The sequence below is a fragment of the Pedobacter sp. AC190 genome (genome assembly GCF_979258025.1).
Map to the genome: position 1 here is coordinate 4796115 of NZ_OZ409824.1, position 21673 is coordinate 4817787.

A 21673-nucleotide genomic window follows, 5' to 3' on the forward strand; every position below is an offset into this window, starting at 1 on the left:
GTAAGCTTTATTTAGAAATACAACACTTTCTTATGAAAATAGTTTTTATGGGTACGCCCGATTTTGCAGTTGCTTCTTTAGATGCTTTAGTGCAGGCAAATTTTAATGTAGTTGCAGTAATTACAGCCCCAGATAAACCTGCTGGCCGCGGACAGAAAATTAATGAAAGTGCTGTAAAAAGATATGCAGTAGAAAAAGGCATTCCTGTTCTACAGCCCGAAAAACTTAAAAACCCTGAATTTTTAGAAGAATTAAAATCGTACGAAGCTGACTTACAAGTTGTAGTTGCTTTTAGAATGTTGCCAGAAGTGGTTTGGAACATGCCTTCAAAAGGAACCATAAATTTACACGGCTCTTTACTACCGCAATACCGTGGTGCTGCACCTATTAATCATGCAATTATAAATGGTGAAAAAGAAAGTGGCGTAACAACTTTCTTTTTAACTCATACTATTGATACTGGTGACATTATTTTGAGCGATAAAACCCCAATTGCTGATGATGAAACTGCAGGTGAATTACACGATAAATTAATGGTTATCGGAGCCAATTTATTGGTTAAAACGGTTACAGCTATTGCCGAAGGTAATTTCACAGAGCAACCACAACCGCAAAGCGATGTTTTAAAACATGCTCCAAAAATATTTAAAGATGATTGTAAAATAAATTGGAACAACCCATCGCAATTAATTTATAACTTAATTCGAGGCTTGAGCCCTTATCCAACGGCTTTTACTTTACTTAATGATAAAACGCTTAAAATTTTCAAAGCAGAACTAGAAAATAAGGAACCAGGCATTGCTGCTGGAGGCTTTTTAAGTGATGGTAAAACTTATCTAAAGTTTGCAACCAAAGATGGTTTTATTAAACTTCTAGATATTCAGTACGAAGGAAAAAAACGCATGTTAATTGAAGATTTTTTAAGAGGAATGCGGTTATAATTCGCATGATCTAATTTAGATGAACCAATTATTGTGCTAAAAAATCCAGAACAGTTTTATTAAAAATACTTGGGTTTTCTTCTGCAATAAAATGCGTTTGCCCTTTAAAAATCATCAGTTTAGAATTTATAATACTTTCGGAGATTAGGCGGGTATGTTTTTCCAAAATATCATCATGCTCTCCTGCCAAAATCAATGTTTTAGCGGTAATTGATTTTAAGCTTTCGGGATTGATATTCGGTTCTTTCAAAAGCATTTCTAACAAACGAATGGTTACTAGCAGTTCTTTTTTGTTTTCAGCCTTCATTTTTTTTAGATCTTTCTGCACCATAGATAATGTTTTTTTACTCACGGCATCAGCCGTAGGATTAAGATTTGCTCCCATTATAATTAACTGGATAACATATTCAGGGTACTTGCTTGCCATAATTAATGCTGTATTTCCACCATCACTCCAACCCAAAACCGACACTTTTTTGAGATTCAAACTATCCAGTAACACCTTTAAATCTTCGGCAAACTGAGCATAGGAAAAACTTAAGCTTACCGAATCCTTGCTGTTACCTTGCCCTCGGGTATCGATTGCTATAACCTTATATTTTTTTGAGAACTCTGGTATTTGTTTTGAAAAACTATTGATTGAACCACCATTTCCATGAAGGAGTATAAGCGGTTCTCCTGTTCCATAAACCTCATAATAAAGCCTAATACCATTAGCGAGCATGAATTTCCCAGCTTTTTTATTCCAACCATAAACAATCTTATTATCGGGTTGAGCATTTTCCGAATGAATTTGTAAAACCTGGTTGTACTGGGCATTAGGTTCTTTAGATATGCCTGCCTTCACCGCAACCTTCTTAGCTACCGATTCCGAATTCTGTAAACCCTTAAGTGGAGATTTTGTTGTTGATTTTTCGAAGTCAGCATTATCAAGTTTTACATCAATCCAGGCTTCGCTTTCGCTTTTTATTTGAAACCGAATGTTATCGAAATAGAAGTCGCCATCACCATAAGTTAGCAGATATAACCATAATTTACTTGCATCTGCATCGATTTCCCCAGAAAACTCAACCTTTTTCCAATCCTCGTTATTGGCTATTTTGACCGATTTCTTACGTGTCGGTTCTAAAACATTCAGTTCATCACCAACCTGTAATGCCATAAAAGCAGCTAAACCCTTACCATCAATAGCTTTCGTTCTCGCTTCAGCACTTAGTTTATAAGTTTTTCCGATAAATTTTTTAACCGAAATTTCTTTTACTAAAGCAATATCGTTAGTAGTGGGTTTCAGCTGTGCTTTTAAATTTAGATTTAAAAAGAGGATCAGAATTGATAAAAAGATTTTCATTATTAGAATTTTAAACCGCAATTATTCAATTGCGATGTAAAACTAAGTGAAGTAATTTTGTTGAAATTGTAAAAATGTAAACTACTTGGTAAAAAACCAGTTTCCCGCTCCATTTTTTAATTCAATACCTTCGAAAAACTGCTTGGGCGTAAATCCAGTTAATGATTTAAAAGCTTTAACCATGTGAGATTGATCGTAAAAAAGTGCCTCGTAGCCCACCACAGTAAGATTTTTTTCTTCTTTTAATGAATCAATTCTTTTACTTAACGCTTCCCTGAATCTATGAATTTTCCTAAAATCAGCTGGACTTTTACCAACGTAACGACTAAATAATTTATGTATATTTTGCCTGCTTGTATCGTATTTAATCGCTAGTTCTGTAATGGTAATCTGTTCATCAACTTTGAGCATTTCACTAACCAAATTATCTAATAAAAAATGATTAAAATCGTTAAGTTTTGAAAGCCAATAATTTTCTAACATAATGATCTTTACCTCGTCACTTGACTCATTCAATATTGCAGTCATGGTTTCTCGGTAATCATCAAAAGGAAGAAAAGATTTTGAAGAATTAAAAAAAACTGAAAGATTTGGCAAAAATGAGTTTAAACCCAAGGGTTTAAAGCAAAATGTAACTTCGTTGATTTTACCAACATAATTTACTTTTATTGGGCTTTTGTAACTGGCGACTAAAATAGAAGTGAAATCTAAATTATCATTTTGTGAAATAACTGCATTGTTATCCTGAAAGTTCACACCCACATTATAATAGACGGATACACTTATAAAATTGTTCGGAAATGTTAAATACTCTACATCCTCTACGGCCTCTTTCTTAAGAAAATAATATCCTTCTAAGTAAGGTTTTAATCTTTCATCAGCAGTTTTATAAAATTTAACCTTCATTTAAAAACTACAAATTGTTCAATTTTTCGATAAGAAATTTAGAAACCTCATTAAAGTAACGCTTTCTGCCGTAGCCCATAACCCACTGTATGCCCTGAGTAGCATTTGTAATAAAAACTTCTTCAGCTTCTTTTAATATTTCAGGATTGATTTGCGCTTCAATTAACTCCATATCGTTCATTTTAGCAAGCTGCATAATAGCGGTACGCATAACACCGCTTACGCAACCTTCGGTTAGTGCAGGTGTATATATTTGGTTATTATATACCACAAAAACGTTTGCGCTAATGCTTTCGCACAAGAAACCGTTCTGATTTAAAATCATGGCTTCATCTAATCGATTTTGGCTTTTAAAAATCCCAGCCATTACATATAGCAAAGCATTTGATGTTTTGAAATTCGAAATTTTATTAACCGACTTCGTCATTTCATCAAAAACATCGATAATTAAACCTTTTGCATTTAATTCGTATTGATTGCTTTTTAAAGAAATACCTTCTAAAACGTAACCAACCTTATTAACCTCTGGTGTATAAACCCCTGATCCTTCTCTGTAAATAGAAAGACGTAAACGAGCATTCCCATTCCACTTATTGCGTTTGGCTAATTCTGCAGCTTTTTGGCGTAAAAAGTAGTCGTCCATTAAAGCAAAACCATCCATTTTTAATGCTTTCATACCAGCAGCCAGTCGATCGGCATGTAAATCGGCAAATTGGAGCTTACCATTCATAAACCTCATACTTTCGAAAAGACCATCACCAAATTTAAAGCTACGGTTGGATGCTGTTAAAACTGGCGTATCAACGGCGTGAAATTCATCATTAAATAAGAGGTATTGTTGAGACATATTTTACGATGCTGCAATATAATTTTCCCACTTGGTAAGTGCAGCTTTAAAATCGGGCGGCAATGGGGATTCAAAATGCATATATTCTTTTGTTGTTGGATGTATAAAACCTAAACTTTGTGCGTGTAAAGCCTGACGAGGTAACAAATCGAAACAGTTATCTACAAATTGCTTGTATTTGTTAAACGTTGTTCCTTTTAAAATCTTATCGCCACCATACATTGCATCATTAAATAATGGATGCCCAATATGTTGCATATGCGCTCTAATTTGGTGCGTTCGACCTGTTTCAAGCTCACAACTAATTAAAGTTACATAACCAAGGCGCTTTAAAACTTTATAATGAGTTACCGACCATTTACCCTTTTCTTCCTCATCATAAATATCCATCACACGGCGATCTTTTACACTTCTACCGATATAACCAGTAACCGTGCCATCATTCTCAATATCACCCCAGGCTAAAGCAATATATTTTCTGGTAATGCTGTGATCAAAAAATTGTCTGGCTAAATGGGTTATCGATTTTTCGTTTTTACTAATCAGTAATAAACCCGAGGTATCTTTATCAATTCTATGAACCAAACCTGGTCGCCCATCGTTGCCAGGTAACTGTGGCAATTGCTCAAAGTGAAATGCTAAAGCGTTTACCAAGGTACCTGTATAGTTATTAAATCCAGGATGAACCACCATACCAGCGGCTTTATTTACCACAAGCAAATCGTTGTCTTCGTAAATAATATCTAAAGGTAAATCTTCAGGATAAACTTCGGTATCGCGTGGAGGATGAGGTAAAACAATCGAAATTTCATCTAAAGGCTTAACCTTGTAACTAGCTTTTATTTGTTTTTGATTTACTAAAACATTGCCAGCATCAATAGCATTTTGAATTCGGTTGCGAGAAGCATTTTCTACACGAACCATTAAAAACTTATCAATTCGTAGTAATGATTGCCCTTTATCGACAACAATTTTTAAATGTTCGTATAACTCCTGCTCTTCAGTTTCCTGTAATTCGACCGCATTTTCCATGCTGCAAAAATAATCTTTTATGTGCAAGAATTTTAGATTGATTTTAGTTTAGCAAAAACAACTTGCCTTTTCGATATGTACCTCACATTAATAAGCAGTTAGTGATACAAAAATTCATAATTTAAGCTTATTGGCGATTAATTATGCCTACAAACAAAAGTGTTGGCGATATTAAGAATACTGAATCGGGGAATAATATGCTCATTAAAAACATACGGTATAAAGCCTTGGGAACCATAATCTACAGAACATGCTTTGACTATTCAAAAATTCATTTTCTTTACTTTTCAGAAACTGATGTTGTAATATTGATTTTCAGCAATTTCCGATTTATAAAAAACTATTTTATATTTGTCTAACTAATTATTAACAAATAATCTCTCAAATGAATAAAACTCACTCAAAATTACCAAAAATCACATTTAATAGGATCTAAGTAATTTCAAAACCCGAAGTTTTCTGTCGTCTTAATCTAAATATTTTCATCATCCATTGATTTTTGGCTTGAAAATTCAGAAAATCCGCTTTAGGCGAAATTAATTTTATGTTAACTTTTCAAAAACAATACAACCAATGGCAACATTGGAACGTTATTTGCGCACTCACAATACCTAATCATTTTACACTATGAAAAACTTTACACAAAATGTTAAAATTGTTTTAAACTTCTTCCCCTATTTGGTAAGGAAGATATACTTTAAATAGTAATTTAACAAAAAGAGCTTAAAAAACACTTGCAAATTGCAGGTGTTTTTTAATTTTACATGTGTTTGAAAATATATACACCCCTGTACAGAAATTAGAAATTACTCCTTTCAATAATTTATTTGTTAAGCGAGATGATTTAATTGATCCTTATATATCTGGAAACAAATGGCGTAAGCTGAAATACATTTTAGAAAAAGCCAAATCTCACAACAAATCTCACATCATAACTTTTGGCGGTGCCTATTCTAATCACTTAGTGGCAACCGCAGCCGCTTCGGCTCGTTTGGGTTTAAAATCAACTGCGTTTGTTCGTGGCGATGAAGTTAAAAACGAAATGCTTCTACTTTGTAAGCTATTCGGGATGACTCTTATTTTTACTGACCGAGAAAGCTATAGAGATAAAGAAAAATTATTTGAAAATCATTTTCATCATGACGATAATGCCTATTTTGTAGATGAAGGTGGCGCATCAGCTGAAGCCGTAATTGGTTGTGCTGAAATTGTAGATGAACTTATAGATTCGTACGATCATATTTTTTGTGCTGCTGGAACTGGAACAACCGCCGCAGGTCTTTTAAAAGGAATTCAGAAAAATGGTTTAAAAACGAAACTCCATATAATACCTGTATTAAAAAATGGCTCCTTCATAAACGAGGAAATTTTAAAATATACTCCACATTCTGAAAACTTGGTATTACACCATAATTATCACTTTGGCGGTTACGCCAAAACAACACCAGAATTATTTAATTTCATTAAATCGTTTACAGCAAGAACAGGATTACTTTTAGACCCTGTTTATACCGCGAAAATGTTTTATGCGATAATTGATTTGCAGAAGCAAAACATAGTTAATGCGAACGATAAAATTTTAGCAATTCATACTGGTGGTTTACTTGGCATTTTCGGGATGAAAGATAAATTCTAATCTTAATAAGGTTCTTCGAATGATTAAAAAACAGAGGTTAGATTCCTAATACTTTGGCTCGAAATTTCAATTAACGAGCCAAAAAATAGATAGACAAGCTAATTATTACAATTAAATGACACTTTAAAAAAGTAATTAATTTCCTTCCTATTTGCTTTCATATTGATAAAAAATAGTTTTAAATAAACTAAACATTGTTTTCATACCGATACTGGTTTTCGTCTACAAATAGATTAAAAACAAAGCAATCTGCCTCTATTCAATTTAAAGCAATATTCGCGTTTTACCTCTTTTTTAAAAATCCTAATAAAAACACCTTTTAAACTCTTTAAACCTATTTTATTAAGAAAAATAGTCGAATTACAATTTTTAACATTAGGTACAAAAAGTGCCTAAATTTTGATTGCAGGCACATTTTATTAAATTTGAACTATACCAAAACCAAATTTATGTACCAATTAACAGTACCTGCTAACAAAGTTAAAGAATCTTTAAACAAGCACATTTTAGCCGATGGTTTCGACCTTACTTACGATATGGAGCAAAGTAATGGTGCTTATATTTATGACTCAAAACACAACAGAACTCTGCTCGATTTCTTCACTTGTTTTGCTTCGGTTCCATTGGGCTACAACCACCCAAAAATGATTAATGATGAAGCCTTTAAAAAAAATCTTTTAATGGCAGCTATGGCTAATCCATCTAATTCAGATGTTTACACTCAACAATATGCTCAATTTGTAGAAACTTTCTCTCAGATTGGAATTCCTGATTATCTTCCTCATGCTTTTTTTATTGCAGGTGGCTCATTAGCTGTGGAAAATGCGATTAAAGTTGCTATGGATTGGAAGGTTCAAAAAAACTTCGAAAAAGGTTACAAAGTAGAAAAAGGTTTTAAAGTTTTACACTTTGAAAAGGCATTTCATGGCCGTTCTGGTTATACCTTAAGTTTAACCAACACTTTGCCTGATAAAACGAAGTGGTTTGCAAAATTCGATTGGCCAAGAGTCAGCATTCCCGAAGTTAAATTCCCTTTATCTGGAGCGAATTTAGATAAAGCCATAAGCACCGAAACCTTATCAATAGCACAAGTAAAACAGGCGTTTAACGACTTTAAAGATGATATTTGTGCTATAATTATTGAGCCAATTCAATCTGAAGGTGGCGATAACCATCTAAGAGAAGAATTTCTAATTCAACTTAGAGAAATTGCCGATGAAAATGATGCCTTTTTAATTTACGATGAAGTACAGACTGGCGTAGGTTTAACAGGTAAATTCTGGTGTCATCAGCATTTCAGCGAAAAAGCTCGTCCAGATATTGTTGCCTTTGGAAAAAAAATGCAGGTTTGCGGAATTTTAGTTGGCGACAAAGTAAACCAAATTGAAACAAATGTTTTCAAAGTTCCAAGTCGTATAAATTCTACCTGGGGTGGTAATTTGGTTGATATGGTACGCTCGACACAAATACTTCAAATTTTAGAAGAAGATAAACTTTGCGATAATGCGACAAAAATTGGCAGCTATCTTAAAGAAAACTTACAAAGTTTTGCTCAAAAATTTGATAAAATGAGCAATGTTCGTGGTCGTGGATTGCTTTGTTCTTTCGATTTTCCAACCGCTGAAATGCGCAATGCTTTTATAACCAAAGGACTTGAAAACAATGTAATGTTTTTAGGTTGTGGCAAGCAAACAATTCGCTTCCGTCCTGCTCTTTGTATCGAGCAAAAACATATTGACGAAGGCTTGACGGTAATGGAAAAAATATTGCCTTTATTGTAGGCATGAATAAGAAAACTGTATCCTACATACTTACAATTGGAATTTTAGTATTAGTTGGCTTTATAATAAAAGGTACTTTTAACCAACCTGGCATAAAAGATATGAAAGCTGGTTTCAAAGAAATTACTAAATATAGAAATGCCAATAACACAGGTCCTGTACAACGGATTTATGTGGTTACGGTTAAAGATTCTATTTGGAAAGAAATGGAAAACTATGGCAATTTTATGCCACATACAAAATACGGAAACACAAAAGTTTACTTCTTTATGGAAAGTGCAAATGTTCCACAAACTTTGCAGCCAGGAGCAGTAAACTTTGATGTTTCTTTTAATAAATCTTGTATTGCGCTTTACGAAAAAAGTGCCATGAGTCAAATTGCTTTCAACAAGTATCCTTTTAATTAAAAGCTTGTTATCTATTAATCTTTCCGAGATTATAAAAGCTTAAACAGAGCGTTTTAGATTTCGCAAACAATTGGCTTGATACTCTTTTAGGACGCATCAGTAGTTTAAGTCATAACTACGTTATATCTTTATCGCGATAGCTTTTATGTGTTCGATAAGGTTGAATTTTTAATATTTGGCTACCTTTTTGTTAAGTTTAAACATATAAAATGCAGATAAGATGGATTTACAACTTCCTAAAAGCGAGTACCCAAGAATAGTTATAGTTGGCGGTGGATTTGGTGGAATTGAATTAGCTAAACGATTAAAAAATAAACCTTTTCAAGTGGTTATGTTAGATAAGCATAACTATCATACCTTTCAGCCATTACTTTACCAAGTGGCAACTGGAGGTTTAGAAGCAGACTCTATTGCTTTTCCACTTCGCAAAATATTTAAAGGGCAAAAAAACTTAGTTTTTAGAGTTACAAAAGTTACTGAAGTAAATCCAACAGAAAATTGTTTACAAACGGATATTGGTAAAATCAATTACGATTATTTAGTTATTGCAACGGGCTCTACAAGTAATTTCTTTGGCAATAAAGAAATTGAGGACAATTCAATGCCAATGAAATCGATTCCCGAAGCACTGGATTTAAGAAGTTTGATTTTGCAAAATTTCGAGAAATCATTAATCGAAAAAGATCCTAATAAAAAAAGTGCATTATTAAATTTCGTTGTAGTTGGTGGTGGCCCAACTGGTGTAGAAACTTCTGGGGCTATTGCCGAACTTAAGAAACACGTTATCCCTAACGATTACCCTGAAATGGATTTAAGCAAGGTTAATATATACCTTGTTGAAAATTCTCCTGAATTATTAGGACAAATGTCGCTACAAGCTCAAAAAAAATCAAAAGATTTTCTTACAGAAATGGGCGTTCAGATCATGAACGAAACCAGGGTTTTGGGTTACGATGGTCATACACTTACTTTACAAGATAAGCCACCAATTTTGAGCTCTACAGTAATATGGAGTGCTGGCGTTAAAGGCCAGGTTATCCCAGGGCTTGAGAAAGCTGAGATTGTTCGTGGAGGAAGATTAAAAACTGATACTCAAAACTTAGTGGTTGGTTATCCGAATGTGTATGCAATTGGTGATGTTGCTGCAATAATTGATGATGAAACACCTAACGGACATCCTGGAGTTGCTCCTGCTGCGATTCAACAAGGTCACCAATTAGCTAAAAACCTAATCAATATTAAAGAAAATAAACCCTTAGAAAAATTTAAATATTTCGATAAAGGTTCTATGGCAACTGTTGGTAGAAATAAAGCAGTTGTAGATATCGGAAAAGTTCGTTTTCAGGGCGTTTTCGCTTGGTTTACCTGGATGTTTGTGCACTTGATGACTTTAGTAGGTTTTAGAAATAAAATTATAGTTTTTGTTAATTGGGTTTGGAGTTATTTTAGTTACGATAGAGGAACACGATTAATTATCAGAACCTTTGCAAAAGACAGAAGTGTTGATTACAGAGAAGAGGTAAAGGAGGTACATTAGTTATTTTTTAAAGTTTAAACACTAGATTAATGTTTCTGAAAACTTCTTTTCTTTGCGATAAACTTTACGCACTTTGCGATTAACCTGAAATGATATGAGCGAAAATAAATTCAAATTAGTAGAGTGCCCACGTGATGCCATGCAGGGATTACATGATTTTATACCTACCGAACTTAAATCTGAATACTTGAATTTATTACTGCAAGTTGGCTTCGATACGCTTGATTTTGGCAGTTTCGTTTCGCCCAAAGCGATACCACAAATGGCAGATACAGCAGAAGTTCTAGCCAGTTTAGATCTAAGTAACACTTCTACTAAACTTTTAGCAATTGTTGCGAACCTAAGAGGCGTGGAAGATGCTGTAAAGCATGAACAAATTAATTATTTAGGATTTCCTTTTTCAATATCTGAAACCTTTCAGCAGCGTAATACAAATTCAAGCATAAATCAATCATTAAATACAGTTGAAGATATGTTATCACTTTGTGAAAAAAACAACAAAACTGCTGTAGTTTATTTATCTATGGGTTTTGGAAATCCCTATGGAGATGATTGGAATGATGAGATTGTAGAAAAATGGGCAGATGTTTTGGTGCAAAAAGGAGTTAAGATACTCTCATTGGCTGATACAGTTGGGGTGTCAACACCAGAAAAGATTAAGAACATCTTACCAAAACTGATTTCAAAATTTAGCAACACAGAAATTGGCATTCATTTACACTCCACTCCTGCCGAACGTTTCGAAAAAATTGAAGCCGCTTACAACTCAGGAGTTAAAAGAATAGATTGTGCTTTAAAAGGCTTCGGCGGTTGCCCAATGGCTGCTGATGATCTAACTGGTAACATTGCGACAGAAGATGTAATCAGCTATTTGAACTCTAAGGGTGAAAAACTTAATTTAAATATGGGTAAATGGGATGAGGCAATCGCTTTGTCTGCCCAGATTTTTAGTTAAGCCTAACTTCCCCACCTTTCTGTTCTAATTGTCGTCATTGCGAGGCACGAAGCAATCCTACAACGATGGGTTAAGATTTCAGGCGATTGAAATTCCTGAACACCACAGATAACGCTTTAAGATTGCTTCATATTTCGCAATCACGAACTGTTTTACTACACCTGCTTAACCATTTTGAAATGCTGAATACCAGCTTCCTCGAACTGCTCTCCTTCTGCAACAAAACCAAATTTTGCGTATAAGCTCATTGCATCTAATTGGGAGTTTAAATAAATATAGTGCGCATCTTCAGGTAAATCAGATAATGCTTCAGCAATTAAAGCTCGCCCAACACCCATTCCTCTAAAATCTTTAAGCACAGCAAAACGTTCCAATTTATATCCCGCATCAGTTTTTCTCCAACGACAAGCTCCGCAAGGCTGCCCGTTATGTGTTGCAAGAAAATGAATGGATTCATCTTCAAACTCCCACTCCAATTCAGGTGGGCAATTTTGTTCATCTACAAATACGATTTTGCGAATAGCAAATACTTTATCTAAATCTTCAGGATGATTTACTTTTTGGACTAGCAAGCTCATTATCTATGTTTTTAAAATGTTTATTCGTTTTTAACTTAAGTTCATTTAACTCTTTTGCCACATCAATAGAATGAGAACAATGAATATCCGTTTCTTTTTTTGCTAAAGTAGCTATCGTAACGTAAAATTTATGTAATTGATCTAATTCTTTTTCCGTTAAATCTTCTATATCAACCATTCTGTTACTTGCTTTTTCATGCGCAGCAATTAACTCATTTAATTTCAGCTGAATAGCTTTTCCATCCTTATTTTGCGCTTTTTGAATGAGAAAAACCATTAAGAAAGTAATGATCGTAGTGCCCGTATTTATAACCAATTGCCAGGTTTCGGAGTAATTAAATATCGGCCCGGTAACAGCCCACACAATTACTATTAAAGTGGCTATAATAAACGCAATCGAACTACCAGTAAATTTCGTTGCAGCATTTGCAAAACGCTCAAAAAAACTGTTGTTTTTCGTGCTTTTTTTTGATTTAGTCATCGCATTTAATTTGCTTAAATATAACCATAAAACAAACAAAAACGCCATAAGTTTTAAACCTATGGCGTTTTTGTTTGTCGATTAAAACGTAAAAAGTTGTAGTGTTAAAACATTCCAACCTTAAAAGCTTTTAACCAATTAAAGCTTATCATTAGCGTTTACACAATTTAAATCTTCAAAAGCAATTGTTAAACGTTTAACAAATGTTTCTTCAGCTTTACGCAACCAAACGCGTGGATCATAATATTTCTTATTTGGTTTGTCATCACCATCAGGGTTACCAATTTGGCCTTGAAGGTAAGCTTCATTCTTTTTATAGTATTCTAAAATACCTTCCCAAAATGCCCATTGCATATCAGTATCGATATTCATTTTAATTGCACCATAAGAAATTGCTTCTCTTATTTCTTCTTGCGAAGAACCTGAACCACCGTGGAACACAAAGTTAATTGGTTTCTCAGCTGTTAAATTGAATTTCTCTTTGATAAAATCTTGAGAATTTTTTAAAATAACAGGTTGTAATTTAACATTCCCTGGTTTATAAACGCCATGAACATTACCAAAAGCGGCAGCAACTGTAAAACGAGGAGAAACTTTGCTTAACTCTTCGTAAGCATAAGCAACCTCACTAGGCTGAGTATATAATTTTGAGCTATCTACATCACTATTATCAACACCATCTTCTTCTCCACCTGTAACACCAAGTTCGATTTCGATAGTCATGTTCATTTTTGCCATACGAGCAAAATATTTTGCAGAAATTTCCATGTTTTCTTCAATCGGCTCTTCCGATAAATCTAACATGTGTGAAGAAAACAAAGGTTTTCCAGTTTCAGCGAAGAATTTTTCACCATGGTCTAAAAGGCCATCAATCCAAGGCAACAATTTTTTAGCGGCATGATCTGTATGTAAAACTACAGCAACGCCATAATGTTCTGCCAATAAATGTACATGTTTAGCTGCCGATACAGCACCTAAAATACATGCTTGCAATTTCTCATTATCTAAAGATTTACCTGCGTAAAACTGTGCACCTCCATTAGATAATTGAATCATAACTGGCGAATTTACTGCCTTAGCAGTTTCCAATACCGCGTTAACCGTATTTGTACCGGTTACGTTTACTGCTGGTAAAGCAAACTGATGTTTTTTAGCCTGCTCAAATAATTCTTGAACGGCATCTCCGTAAATTACGCCTTTGTAGCCTTTTAAACTCATCTCTTGTTAATTTTATTAAGTCCGAAGTTATAAAAAAAAATAACATTTCAAGCTTTTGTAACAACAGAATTATTTGCCTTACAACCAAATAAGGCCCATTTAGTGTAAAAAAGACATTATCCTTAGTGTAAAAAAGACACACACGTACGAATTACCAAATTTTAACCCTCAATTTTTAAACTCAATAAATCTGGTAGTGAAATCACCATTATAAAACCTTTTAACTCGATTAATATTTTTAATCAGTAATTTTTAAGCCTTCGCTAGTTTGATAAATGAAATTTGGTTATTGGTAATTTATAAACTTGATTATATTTTTCGTTTCTTTGCAATCCAATTCTTTAAAAAATTATATGGCTTGGTTTAAGAGAGAAAATAAAGGTATCATTACTACCACCGAAGAGAAGAAAGAGGCACCAGATGGCGTGTGGAATAAGTGTCCAAATTGCAAAAAACCGCTACATCAAACAGAATTACAGGAAAACAAATATGTTTGCCACTACTGCGATTACCATTTGAGAGTAGGTTCTAGAGAATATTTTGAAGTTTTATTTGATAATAACGAGTTCAAAGAGCTTTTCGCTAATTTAACATCAGGCGATCCTTTAAACTTTAACGATAATAAACCTTATACCGATAGAATTGTAGAAAGTCAGGCAAAAACTGGCTTAAAGGATGCTATCCGTGCTGGTGTTGGTAAAATTGAAGGACAGGATTTAGTTATTGCCTGTATGGATTTTGCTTTTATTGGTGGTTCGATGGGTTCGGTAGTTGGAGAAAAAATTGCTCGTTCTATCGATTATTCTATCAAACATAAAATTCCATTCCTGATGATTTCAAAATCGGGCGGAGCACGTATGATGGAGGCTGCATTTTCATTAATGCAAATGGCTAAAACCTCGGCCAAATTAGCGCTGTTAAGTCAGGCAAAAATTCCATACATTTCTTTATTAACCGACCCTACAACTGGCGGTGTTACAGCATCTTACGCAATGCTTGGCGACATTAACATTGCAGAACCTGGCGCATTAATCGGCTTTGCTGGTCCGCGTGTAATTAAAGAAACCATTAAAAAAGATTTACCAAAAGGTTTCCAAACGTCTGAATTCGTTTTAGAGCATGGTTTCCTTGATTTTATTGTAGATAGAAGAGCAATGAAAGCTAAATTAGGTTCTTTCATTAAAATGATGAATAACTAATTTGGTCAATAGTTCATTTTTGATTGGCTAATTTACTTAAACCAGCTAATTAGTAATTTAATAATATGAAAAGCAGGGCTTGAAATACATCGGTTATTTCAGCCCTGCTTTTTGCTTTATCCCGATGAAAAATCGGGATGCTCGCGTCAATCAGGTTTAGAATACGCTATCTTGCTGCCCTTGGGAAACTGTTCCTTATTAATGTAAAAACACACCTTAACACAGACTCCATTAATTCTGAAATACTGGTTAAGAATGGTGTTAAATTCAAATTCCAACTAAAGTGCTCTAAACCTTAGTTGGAATTGTAAATAACATTTTAAAAAGTATAAATATTTTTTTTTAAAGAAATAAGTTAAGTTGCGAGCTAAATTAGTTTTGCTCAATTTCCTTTAAGCTATTCATTTTTTTGTAAGCTAAGAAACCCTTAATATCTTCAAAGTGTTCACGAACACGTTTATTACCAAATTCAAATACTTTTTCTGCAAGTCCATCTAAAAAATCTCTATCGTGAGATACCAAAATCAAAGTACCATCAAAATCTTTCAAGGCATCTTTAATAATGTCTTTGGTTTTCATATCCAAATGATTGGTTGGCTCATCCAGAATTAAAACATTTACAGGCTCCAATAATAATTTGATCATGGCCAAACGTGTTTTTTCTCCACCAGAAAGTACCTTTACTTTTTTGGTCGTATCATCGCCGCTAAACATAAAAGCACCTAAAAGATCTTTAATTTTTATACTACCATCACTTAAAGGAATCTGATCAATGGTTTCGAATACGGTTAAACTCTCATCGAGTAATGCAGCCTGATTTTGGGCAAAATAACCAATCTTGGCATTGTGCCCTACTTTTAAACCGCCTTCAAAATCGATTTCGCCCATAATTGCTTTTATCATAGTCGATTTACCTTCACCATTTTTACCTACAAAAGCTACCTTTTCTCCACGCTCGATCACCATCGATGCTTTTTCAAACACAACATGATCACCGTAGGTTTTGGTTAGCTCTTCTACCATTACTGGATATTGACCAGAACGTGGCGATGGAGGAAATTTCAATCGCAATGCCGAAGTATCTACTTCATCAATCTCAATAACTTCGAGCTTTTCTAGCATCTTAACACGAGATTGTACTTGCAAAGTTTTCGAGTAGGTTCCTCTAAATCTATCTATAAACTCTTGATTATCGGCAATAAATCGTTGTTGTTCTTCGTAAGCTTTCAGTTGGTGCACACGACGCTCGGCACGCAATTGAAGATAGTGCGTATATTTTGCCTTGTAATCGTAGATTCTACCCATGGTTACCTCGATGGTACGATTGGTAATGTTATCAACAAAAGTTCTATCGTGGGAAATTACCATTACTGCTTTTGCAGAGTTAATTAAGAAATCTTCCAGCCATTGAATACTTTCGATATCCATGTGGTTGGTAGGCTCATCAAGCAAAATGAGATCAGGTTTTTTTAATAAAATCTTAGCCAGCTCGATGCGCATACGCCATCCTCCAGAAAACTCCGAAGTTTGACGAGAAAAATCTTTACGTTCAAAACCTAAACCTTTTAGCACTTTTTCTACTTCTGCATCATAGTTGGTTTCTTCAATCGAATAAAATTTTTCGCTCAATTCTGATACGCGTTCAATAAGCTTCATATAGTCATCACTATCATAATCTGTACGGATAGTGAGCTGTTCGTTTAACTCATCAAGCTCTTTTTGCATTTGGTTTACCTCTGCAAAAGCTTTCATCGTTTCTTCAAAAACTGTTGCTTTATCTTGTGTAAGTAAGTGTTGAGGCAAATAGGCTATTACGGCCTCTTTTGGTCCAGTCACGCTCCCTGAAGTAGGTTTAGTAACATCGGCGATGATTTTTAGAATGGTAGATTTACCTGCTCCATTTTTGCCCATAAGGGCTATTTTATCGTTTTCATTTATCGAAAAAGTTACGTCGCTAAAAAGCGTTGTTCCACCAAATGAAACGGATATATTATTTACATTAATCACAATTGGGAATATTAAATCAGCGGCAAAGATAAAAGAAAGACACGGAATTACAGAGAGCAGAATAAAAGATTAACCACCAGATTGAAGTTTCATATTTTAGGTAATACTTTTATTCTTCGCTAAATAAAACATCAGTTTAATGTTTATAAAATTTGTGAATTAAGGTTTTATTTTTACATCTTATAAAGGATTGATTAATTCGTTTTTATTCAGCAAACCGTAGTTCAATTACAGGTAAGCCTTTAGACATTTTCCGTTGATTAAAACTTCGCCGGAGCTACTAACACTTGGCGCATATAAACCAAGCCCATCTAAAATAATATTACGTTTAGCAAAAACTGTTTACTTAATTCTACCGTTTTCATTTTCAAGTGCAGAACTTCGGTTTCTAGGACCTTTTGAATTGCCGGTTGTGAACCGATAACTAAAATTTACCTTTATCTGTCGAGATTCAAAATAGCTATAGTTGCGAATATACAGGCCATCAACACTTTGTATTGAATTGGCTCTACTCCCCTTATAAATATCGCTAAAAACCAATCTGAGCGTTGCTTTGTTATCCATAAAATTACGTTGCAAACCTAAATCTATCTGGCTATTAGCATTTTGAAATTGGTTGGCCCCAACCAAACGCCTGGAGTTGTATACCCCCATTACTTCCCCACTTAAACTATAAGGTAATTTAAAGGTTTGCTGCAAACTCAATCTACCTGCAGCTTGTTTAAGATCGAGTTTTCTATCAGCACCAAAGTCAATTTTGTTAAGTAATCTAAAAAAAGTGCCGTTAAATGTAATATTCCACCATTTGTACGGGGCAATAGTTTGGGTAAGCGTTAGTGCCAGATGTTTTTGTACGCCAAGATTTCGCGGAACCATAACAATTCTCGTAAGGCCTACGGTATCCGTTACCTCAACACTGAAATTATCTGTATAGGTGTAACTAAGGCCTATTATGGTCGAACTTTTATATACATATTGTAATAAGGCCCGATGGCTAAGTTGAGGTTTTAAAAAAGGATTGCCTTGCCAATAAGAAAGTTCGTCGAGCAAGTAAATAAAAGGATTTAAATTTTGATAAGCAGGCCTATCGATCCTTCTGGAATAACTAAATGAAAAACTATTTGAGACCGAAGGCTTTATATTGACTGAAAAATAGGGAAAAAGGTTAGTATAGTTTCTACGGATAGACTGCTCATTCCCTGCTACGGCACTAATCTGGTCAAGCTTACCAATTGACCTGGAGTTTTCGGCTCTTAAACCGCCCTGAAGTTGCCATTTCCCATAATCTCTTTTATAATTAAAATAAGCACTAGTTATTTCCTCTCGATAAGCGAATCTGTTAGATCTGGATGGATCCAAAACTTCTACATTTGGCTGTATTTCCAGAAAACGCGAATCGTTGGCAGATGATACGGAAGAATATTTAGCACCTGTTTCCAGTTTCCCCTTCCAAAGATTAGTGGTATAATCTAGTTTTACGGCCCTTAGCCCAATATCAATTGCATTAACAGAGCGATAAAGATTATCACTTAATATCGTATTGTCATTTGCTGTGTATTTGTTTGATTGAAGGTTTCCTGATCCCTTTGTAAAATCGCCATAATCGGCATCAAAATTTATTATCCTTCCCAGTGTATCTTCATATTTATAATTGAAGTTAACATTGTAACGTTGGGTTTGCTGATGGTAATAGTCGTTTATAGCGGTAAGCACCTGGTCTACATTTGTACTCGGAGCGATACCAATTTCAGTTCTAGTATCTGTTATTCCACCACCAAAAATAAAATTGCCATTCAATAATATACCAACAGTCTGTTTTTTGTTTATCGCAAAATCGGCTCCTAACCTCGATCCCATTTTATTTCGCTTATCAATATCATCAGTAAAGCTGTTGTAAAATTTGCCTTCCTGAATTCGATCTGCACCGTATAGATAAGAATAGTAACCTAAAAAATGACTGTAATTTCCATAGATTGTAAACCTGTTTTTTCTAAAACTTAGAGAAAGGTCCTGGTTCTGTTTAAAATATACACCATAACTCAAACCCGAAGTTAAGCCGGCACTAAAACCTTGAAGAAGGGACTTTAAAGTCCTTACATTAATAATCCCTGCCGTTCCCGAGGCATCATACTTAGCGCTAGGACTATTGATGATTTCAATTGACCGAATATCTGAAGACGACATTGATTTTAGTAATTCGGCAATTTCTCTGCCAGAAAGATATGTTTGCTTACCATCTATAAGTATGGCTGCACCTGCTTTACCATTAAGTGAAATGCCATTATCGCTACCTACAGTTACGCCGGGCGCCCGCCCTAGTAAATCAAGTGCATTCATACCTTGTGCACTAATGCTTTTAGATACATTGAACACGATATTCCCTCCATCCATCTCAATTATATTAGGACTTCCTGTTACTTGCACTTCTTTTAAAACCTTTGTTGTAGGCTTTAACTCTAATTTCCCGACGTTCTTGTATTGAAGATATTGTGGTGTTAAAAGAAGTTTAAAGACCAAGAGTTCATAACCTAAAGAGGAGATTTTTAGCTTGTAATCTTTATTACTTTTAAAAGCGTAAGCAAATTGAAAATTTCCTTGTTCGTTAGCAATAGCTCCATTCAAAAGCAATCCATCTTCAAACAAAGAAATTGTTGCAAAGGGCACAGATACCTCGTTACCATCTGCATTTATCACACTTCCTGAAACAACTGTTTTTGCAATTTTATTTTCTTGTTCTTTTAATAACTTGCTTCCGATAACAATCATATTTTCGGAAAGCAATTGATAGAAAAGTTGCTTGCTAGACAATACACTATCTAAAACTTTAAAAACTGTTAAGCTATTCGTATTCAGCGAAACCAACATCGTATCTGTGATCACATCATCGCTATATACAATGTTATATCCACTCTGTAATTGGATTTGTTTGAATAATGCGTGAATTGGTTGTTTGTTCAGATTTAATGTTAGTTTACGTTCTTGCGCAAATACCACAAGATGGCTCAACAATAGTATTAGCAGAATAAGTTTTCTCATTTCTCGTCCTTAATTATAACCAACCTATTGTTAATGGTGTAAGTTAATGGATAAGATAACTTTATGGCCTCTAGTGCTTGCTGTATATTTTCATTTATAAATGTTCCACTAAAACGCTTTTCTTTTAATTTTTCGCTTTGAATTTCAATCTTCAAATCGAATTTTTTCTCCATACGAAGTGCTAAATCTTTAAGTTTTTCTTTATTAAAAGTTAGTGTATCGGCTATCCATTTAGTATCATTCCATAATATTTCTGTTTTTACTTGCTTTACTAAAAAGTTGTGCTGTTCAACATTTTTTGAATTGTTAAACGTAAGTTTTTCATTAGGGTGTAGCAAAACTCTTCTTTTATGGTTTAATCTGTCGGTTACTTGGATTAATCCTCTTACCAGTGCAACCTCAATCTCATTGCTGCTGTTATAAGCATTAACATTAAATGCGGTACCTTTAACTTCTATATCGATATCACGGGCATGTATAAACAATGGAACAGATGAGTTTTTAACAACCTCAAAATATGGTTCACCTTCTAAAGTTATCTCACGTTTTTGTTGACCAAAAGCCTTATTATAACTGAACGTAGAATTTTTGTTCAGCCAAATTTTGGTACCATCATCAAGTACCTTAAAAATTTTTTCATTTATTGCTATTACGGTTTCAAAATTTTGGTTTGTATTATTAAGAAATAAATAATAGCCCGTTATACTTGTACCAATTAAAACCATCAATACTGCAGCTATTTTTAACCAGCTTGAATATAAAAATGGATTTTTCTTTGGCTCTGCATAATCAAATTTACCACCAAAATTTTCACTGCGATTAGCTTCAATTAATTCCCAAACCTGATTTAGTTGCGATATATTTGCCTTTGAATATTCTTCTTTAAAATAGTTGTCAAGATTAACGGATATTTTTTTACACTCTTTGTCATTATCGATCATCTTTTCCAATAAGATGCGATCTTCTTCAGCAATTTGTCCCGAAAGTTTTTTTGACAACAGCTCTGTGAATTGTTCTTTTTCCATTGTTTAATGCATATATATTAAAGACAACTTTGCGTAACGAACTACTTACTGCTTTTATAAAAAAAACATCAATAAACCTGAAAGCGATTGTTTTTTAAATATTTTAGCTTGAGGATGGTAGCCGAGATACCCGCTTATAGCATCTGCAAGTGTTTTTACAGCTTTATATAATTGATTTTCAACTGTTCTTATTGAGATACCCAAGATCTCTGCAACCGCATTAGTTTTAAGTCCTTGCTCTTTTATAAGCCTAAATATGAGCCTGCGTTGCTCTGGAAGTTTCTCAACTGCCAGATCTAACAATCGAGCCAATTCTTTGTCATCCATTTCCTTAAAATTTTTATCCAAAGGCTCTTGAAATGATTGTTCATCGGGCCATGCAGCAAATAAAAGGTATCGCTTTCTTTCATATCTAATCAAATTAAGGCACGCATTTTTAATGGAAACGTATAAATATACTTCTGGATTAATCACTTTTGATAACTCAATTCTTTTGAGCCATAACTTTACAAAAAGTTCAGAGGTGATCTCTTCTGCGCTTTCTTGCTGTTTCGTATACTGTACAGCAAAAGAGAGAAGTTTGTTATGGTACAAGAAAAAAAGTTCATCGAATGCAGCCTTGTTTCCCTCCTGAATTTCCTTAAACAATAGTACAACCTTCAATTTTTCTTCTGGCATCAACCCTCAATTTTAAAACAAACAATTAGCTTATTGATAATGACACGGAATTTTGAAGATA

At 34.1% G+C, this 21673-nt stretch carries 18 protein-coding genes; 7 read left to right on the forward strand and 11 right to left on the reverse strand.

Annotation, left to right across the window (positions count from 1 at the left end; translation table 11 throughout):
• The first annotated feature begins 32 nt into the window (after nt 1–32).
• Nucleotides 33–941 (forward strand): methionyl-tRNA formyltransferase, encoded by a 909-nt coding sequence (gene fmt, locus ACZZZI_RS21005; RefSeq protein WP_424056287.1) that lies wholly within the window; start codon nt 33–35, stop codon nt 939–941.
• A gap of 28 nt (nt 942–969) precedes the next feature.
• Here the strand turns inward: fmt and ACZZZI_RS21010 are convergent, their stop codons facing one another.
• From ACZZZI_RS21010 to ACZZZI_RS21025, 4 genes are all read right to left on the reverse strand, one after another.
• Nucleotides 970–2289 (reverse strand): alpha/beta fold hydrolase, encoded by a 1320-nt coding sequence (locus ACZZZI_RS21010; protein WP_463491234.1) that lies wholly within the window; start codon nt 2287–2289, stop codon nt 970–972.
• Nucleotides 2290–2370: 81 nt separating this feature from the next.
• Complete coding sequence (locus ACZZZI_RS21015; protein WP_463491236.1) at nt 2371–3195, reverse strand: helix-turn-helix domain-containing protein; 825 nt, start codon at nt 3193–3195, stop codon at nt 2371–2373.
• 7 nt (nt 3196–3202) lie between these two features.
• Nucleotides 3203–4042, reverse strand: coding sequence for an aminotransferase class IV (locus ACZZZI_RS21020; RefSeq protein WP_316757289.1), 840 nt, complete (start codon nt 4040–4042; stop codon nt 3203–3205).
• Nucleotides 4043–4045: 3 nt separating this feature from the next.
• Nucleotides 4046–5074, reverse strand: a complete 1029-nt coding sequence (locus tag ACZZZI_RS21025; protein ID WP_316757287.1) for an RluA family pseudouridine synthase — start codon at nt 5072–5074, stop codon at nt 4046–4048.
• A 766-nt stretch (nt 5075–5840) separates the two neighbouring features.
• Here ACZZZI_RS21025 and ACZZZI_RS21030 point away from each other — a divergent pair.
• The 5 genes from ACZZZI_RS21030 to ACZZZI_RS21050 all read left to right on the forward strand — a co-directional run bounded on the left by ACZZZI_RS21030 (nt 5841) and on the right by ACZZZI_RS21050 (nt 11390).
• Nucleotides 5841–6710, forward strand: a complete 870-nt coding sequence (locus tag ACZZZI_RS21030) for a 1-aminocyclopropane-1-carboxylate deaminase/D-cysteine desulfhydrase (RefSeq protein WP_424056278.1) — start codon at nt 5841–5843, stop codon at nt 6708–6710.
• Between the two features lie 449 nt (nt 6711–7159).
• Entirely contained in the window at nt 7160–8491 is a 1332-nt protein-coding gene (lat, locus tag ACZZZI_RS21035; protein WP_463491239.1) for an L-lysine 6-transaminase, read from the forward strand.
• Nucleotides 8492–8493: 2 nt separating this feature from the next.
• Nucleotides 8494–8898: a hypothetical protein gene (locus tag ACZZZI_RS21040; RefSeq protein ID WP_424056274.1), complete on the forward strand. Its 405-nt coding sequence runs from the start codon at nt 8494–8496 to the stop codon at nt 8896–8898.
• A 220-nt stretch (nt 8899–9118) separates the two neighbouring features.
• Entirely contained in the window at nt 9119–10435 is a 1317-nt protein-coding gene (locus ACZZZI_RS21045; protein WP_424056273.1) for an NAD(P)/FAD-dependent oxidoreductase, read from the forward strand.
• 94 nt (nt 10436–10529) lie between these two features.
• On the forward strand, nt 10530–11390 hold the full coding sequence (locus ACZZZI_RS21050) for a hydroxymethylglutaryl-CoA lyase (RefSeq protein WP_424056271.1): 861 nt from the start codon (nt 10530–10532) through the stop codon (nt 11388–11390).
• A gap of 155 nt (nt 11391–11545) precedes the next feature.
• On the opposite strand, the gene ACZZZI_RS21055 is transcribed toward ACZZZI_RS21050, so the two are convergent.
• The 3 genes from ACZZZI_RS21055 to fbaA all read right to left on the reverse strand — a co-directional run bounded on the left by ACZZZI_RS21055 (nt 11546) and on the right by fbaA (nt 13667).
• Nucleotides 11546–11968, reverse strand: coding sequence for a GNAT family N-acetyltransferase (locus ACZZZI_RS21055; protein WP_316757273.1), 423 nt, complete (start codon nt 11966–11968; stop codon nt 11546–11548).
• Entirely contained in the window at nt 11934–12449 is a 516-nt protein-coding gene (locus tag ACZZZI_RS21060) for a low affinity iron permease family protein (RefSeq protein ID WP_316757271.1), read from the reverse strand. The genes ACZZZI_RS21055 and ACZZZI_RS21060 overlap by 35 nt, the downstream gene beginning before the upstream one ends.
• A gap of 138 nt (nt 12450–12587) precedes the next feature.
• Nucleotides 12588–13667: a class II fructose-bisphosphate aldolase gene (gene fbaA, locus ACZZZI_RS21065; protein WP_316757269.1), complete on the reverse strand. Its 1080-nt coding sequence runs from the start codon at nt 13665–13667 to the stop codon at nt 12588–12590.
• Nucleotides 13668–14020: 353 nt separating this feature from the next.
• On the opposite strand from fbaA, the gene accD reads away from it, so the two are divergent.
• Entirely contained in the window at nt 14021–14866 is an 846-nt protein-coding gene (accD, locus tag ACZZZI_RS21070) for an acetyl-CoA carboxylase, carboxyltransferase subunit beta (RefSeq protein ID WP_316757267.1), read from the forward strand.
• Nucleotides 14867–15238: 372 nt separating this feature from the next.
• On the opposite strand, the gene ACZZZI_RS21075 is transcribed toward accD, so the two are convergent.
• From ACZZZI_RS21075 to ACZZZI_RS21090, 4 genes are all read right to left on the reverse strand, one after another.
• A complete protein-coding gene (locus tag ACZZZI_RS21075; protein ID WP_424056267.1) occupies nt 15239–16873 on the reverse strand; it encodes an ABC-F family ATP-binding cassette domain-containing protein in 1635 nt (544 codons plus the stop codon).
• Between the two features lie 342 nt (nt 16874–17215).
• A complete protein-coding gene (locus ACZZZI_RS21080; RefSeq protein ID WP_463491242.1) occupies nt 17216–19909 on the reverse strand; it encodes an outer membrane beta-barrel protein in 2694 nt (897 codons plus the stop codon).
• Complete coding sequence (locus ACZZZI_RS21085) at nt 19906–20934, reverse strand: FecR family protein (RefSeq protein ID WP_463491244.1); 1029 nt, start codon at nt 20932–20934, stop codon at nt 19906–19908. The genes ACZZZI_RS21080 and ACZZZI_RS21085 overlap by 4 nt, the downstream gene beginning before the upstream one ends.
• A 54-nt stretch (nt 20935–20988) precedes the next feature.
• Complete coding sequence (locus tag ACZZZI_RS21090) at nt 20989–21612, reverse strand: RNA polymerase sigma-70 factor (RefSeq protein WP_344768544.1); 624 nt, start codon at nt 21610–21612, stop codon at nt 20989–20991.
• Between the last annotated feature and the right edge of the window lie 61 nt (nt 21613–21673).

Excerpts from the sequence above, each read along its gene's own strand:
- ACZZZI_RS21055 (WP_316757273.1), bottom strand. The coding sequence starts at position 11,968 with ATGAGCTTGCTAGTCCAAAAAGTAAATCATCCTGAAGATTTAGATAAA.
- ACZZZI_RS21020 (WP_316757289.1), bottom strand. The coding sequence starts at position 4,042 with ATGTCTCAACAATACCTCTTATTTAATGATGAATTTCACGCCGTTGAT.
- lat (WP_463491239.1), top strand. The coding sequence starts at position 7,160 with ATGTACCAATTAACAGTACCTGCTAACAAAGTTAAAGAATCTTTAAAC.
- ACZZZI_RS21025 (WP_316757287.1), bottom strand. The coding sequence starts at position 5,074 with ATGGAAAATGCGGTCGAATTACAGGAAACTGAAGAGCAGGAGTTATAC.
- ACZZZI_RS21040 (WP_424056274.1), top strand. The coding sequence starts at position 8,494 with ATGAATAAGAAAACTGTATCCTACATACTTACAATTGGAATTTTAGTA.
- ACZZZI_RS21050 (WP_424056271.1), top strand. The coding sequence starts at position 10,530 with ATGAGCGAAAATAAATTCAAATTAGTAGAGTGCCCACGTGATGCCATG.
- ACZZZI_RS21060 (WP_316757271.1), bottom strand. The coding sequence starts at position 12,449 with ATGACTAAATCAAAAAAAAGCACGAAAAACAACAGTTTTTTTGAGCGT.
- ACZZZI_RS21085 (WP_463491244.1), bottom strand. The coding sequence starts at position 20,934 with ATGGAAAAAGAACAATTCACAGAGCTGTTGTCAAAAAAACTTTCGGGA.
- fbaA (WP_316757269.1), bottom strand. The coding sequence starts at position 13,667 with ATGAGTTTAAAAGGCTACAAAGGCGTAATTTACGGAGATGCCGTTCAA.
- ACZZZI_RS21010 (WP_463491234.1), bottom strand. The coding sequence starts at position 2,289 with ATGAAAATCTTTTTATCAATTCTGATCCTCTTTTTAAATCTAAATTTA.
- accD (WP_316757267.1), top strand. The coding sequence starts at position 14,021 with ATGGCTTGGTTTAAGAGAGAAAATAAAGGTATCATTACTACCACCGAA.
- ACZZZI_RS21080 (WP_463491242.1), bottom strand. The coding sequence starts at position 19,909 with ATGAGAAAACTTATTCTGCTAATACTATTGTTGAGCCATCTTGTGGTA.
- fmt (WP_424056287.1), top strand. The coding sequence starts at position 33 with ATGAAAATAGTTTTTATGGGTACGCCCGATTTTGCAGTTGCTTCTTTA.
- ACZZZI_RS21090 (WP_344768544.1), bottom strand. The coding sequence starts at position 21,612 with ATGCCAGAAGAAAAATTGAAGGTTGTACTATTGTTTAAGGAAATTCAG.
- ACZZZI_RS21015 (WP_463491236.1), bottom strand. The coding sequence starts at position 3,195 with ATGAAGGTTAAATTTTATAAAACTGCTGATGAAAGATTAAAACCTTAC.
- ACZZZI_RS21045 (WP_424056273.1), top strand. The coding sequence starts at position 9,119 with ATGGATTTACAACTTCCTAAAAGCGAGTACCCAAGAATAGTTATAGTT.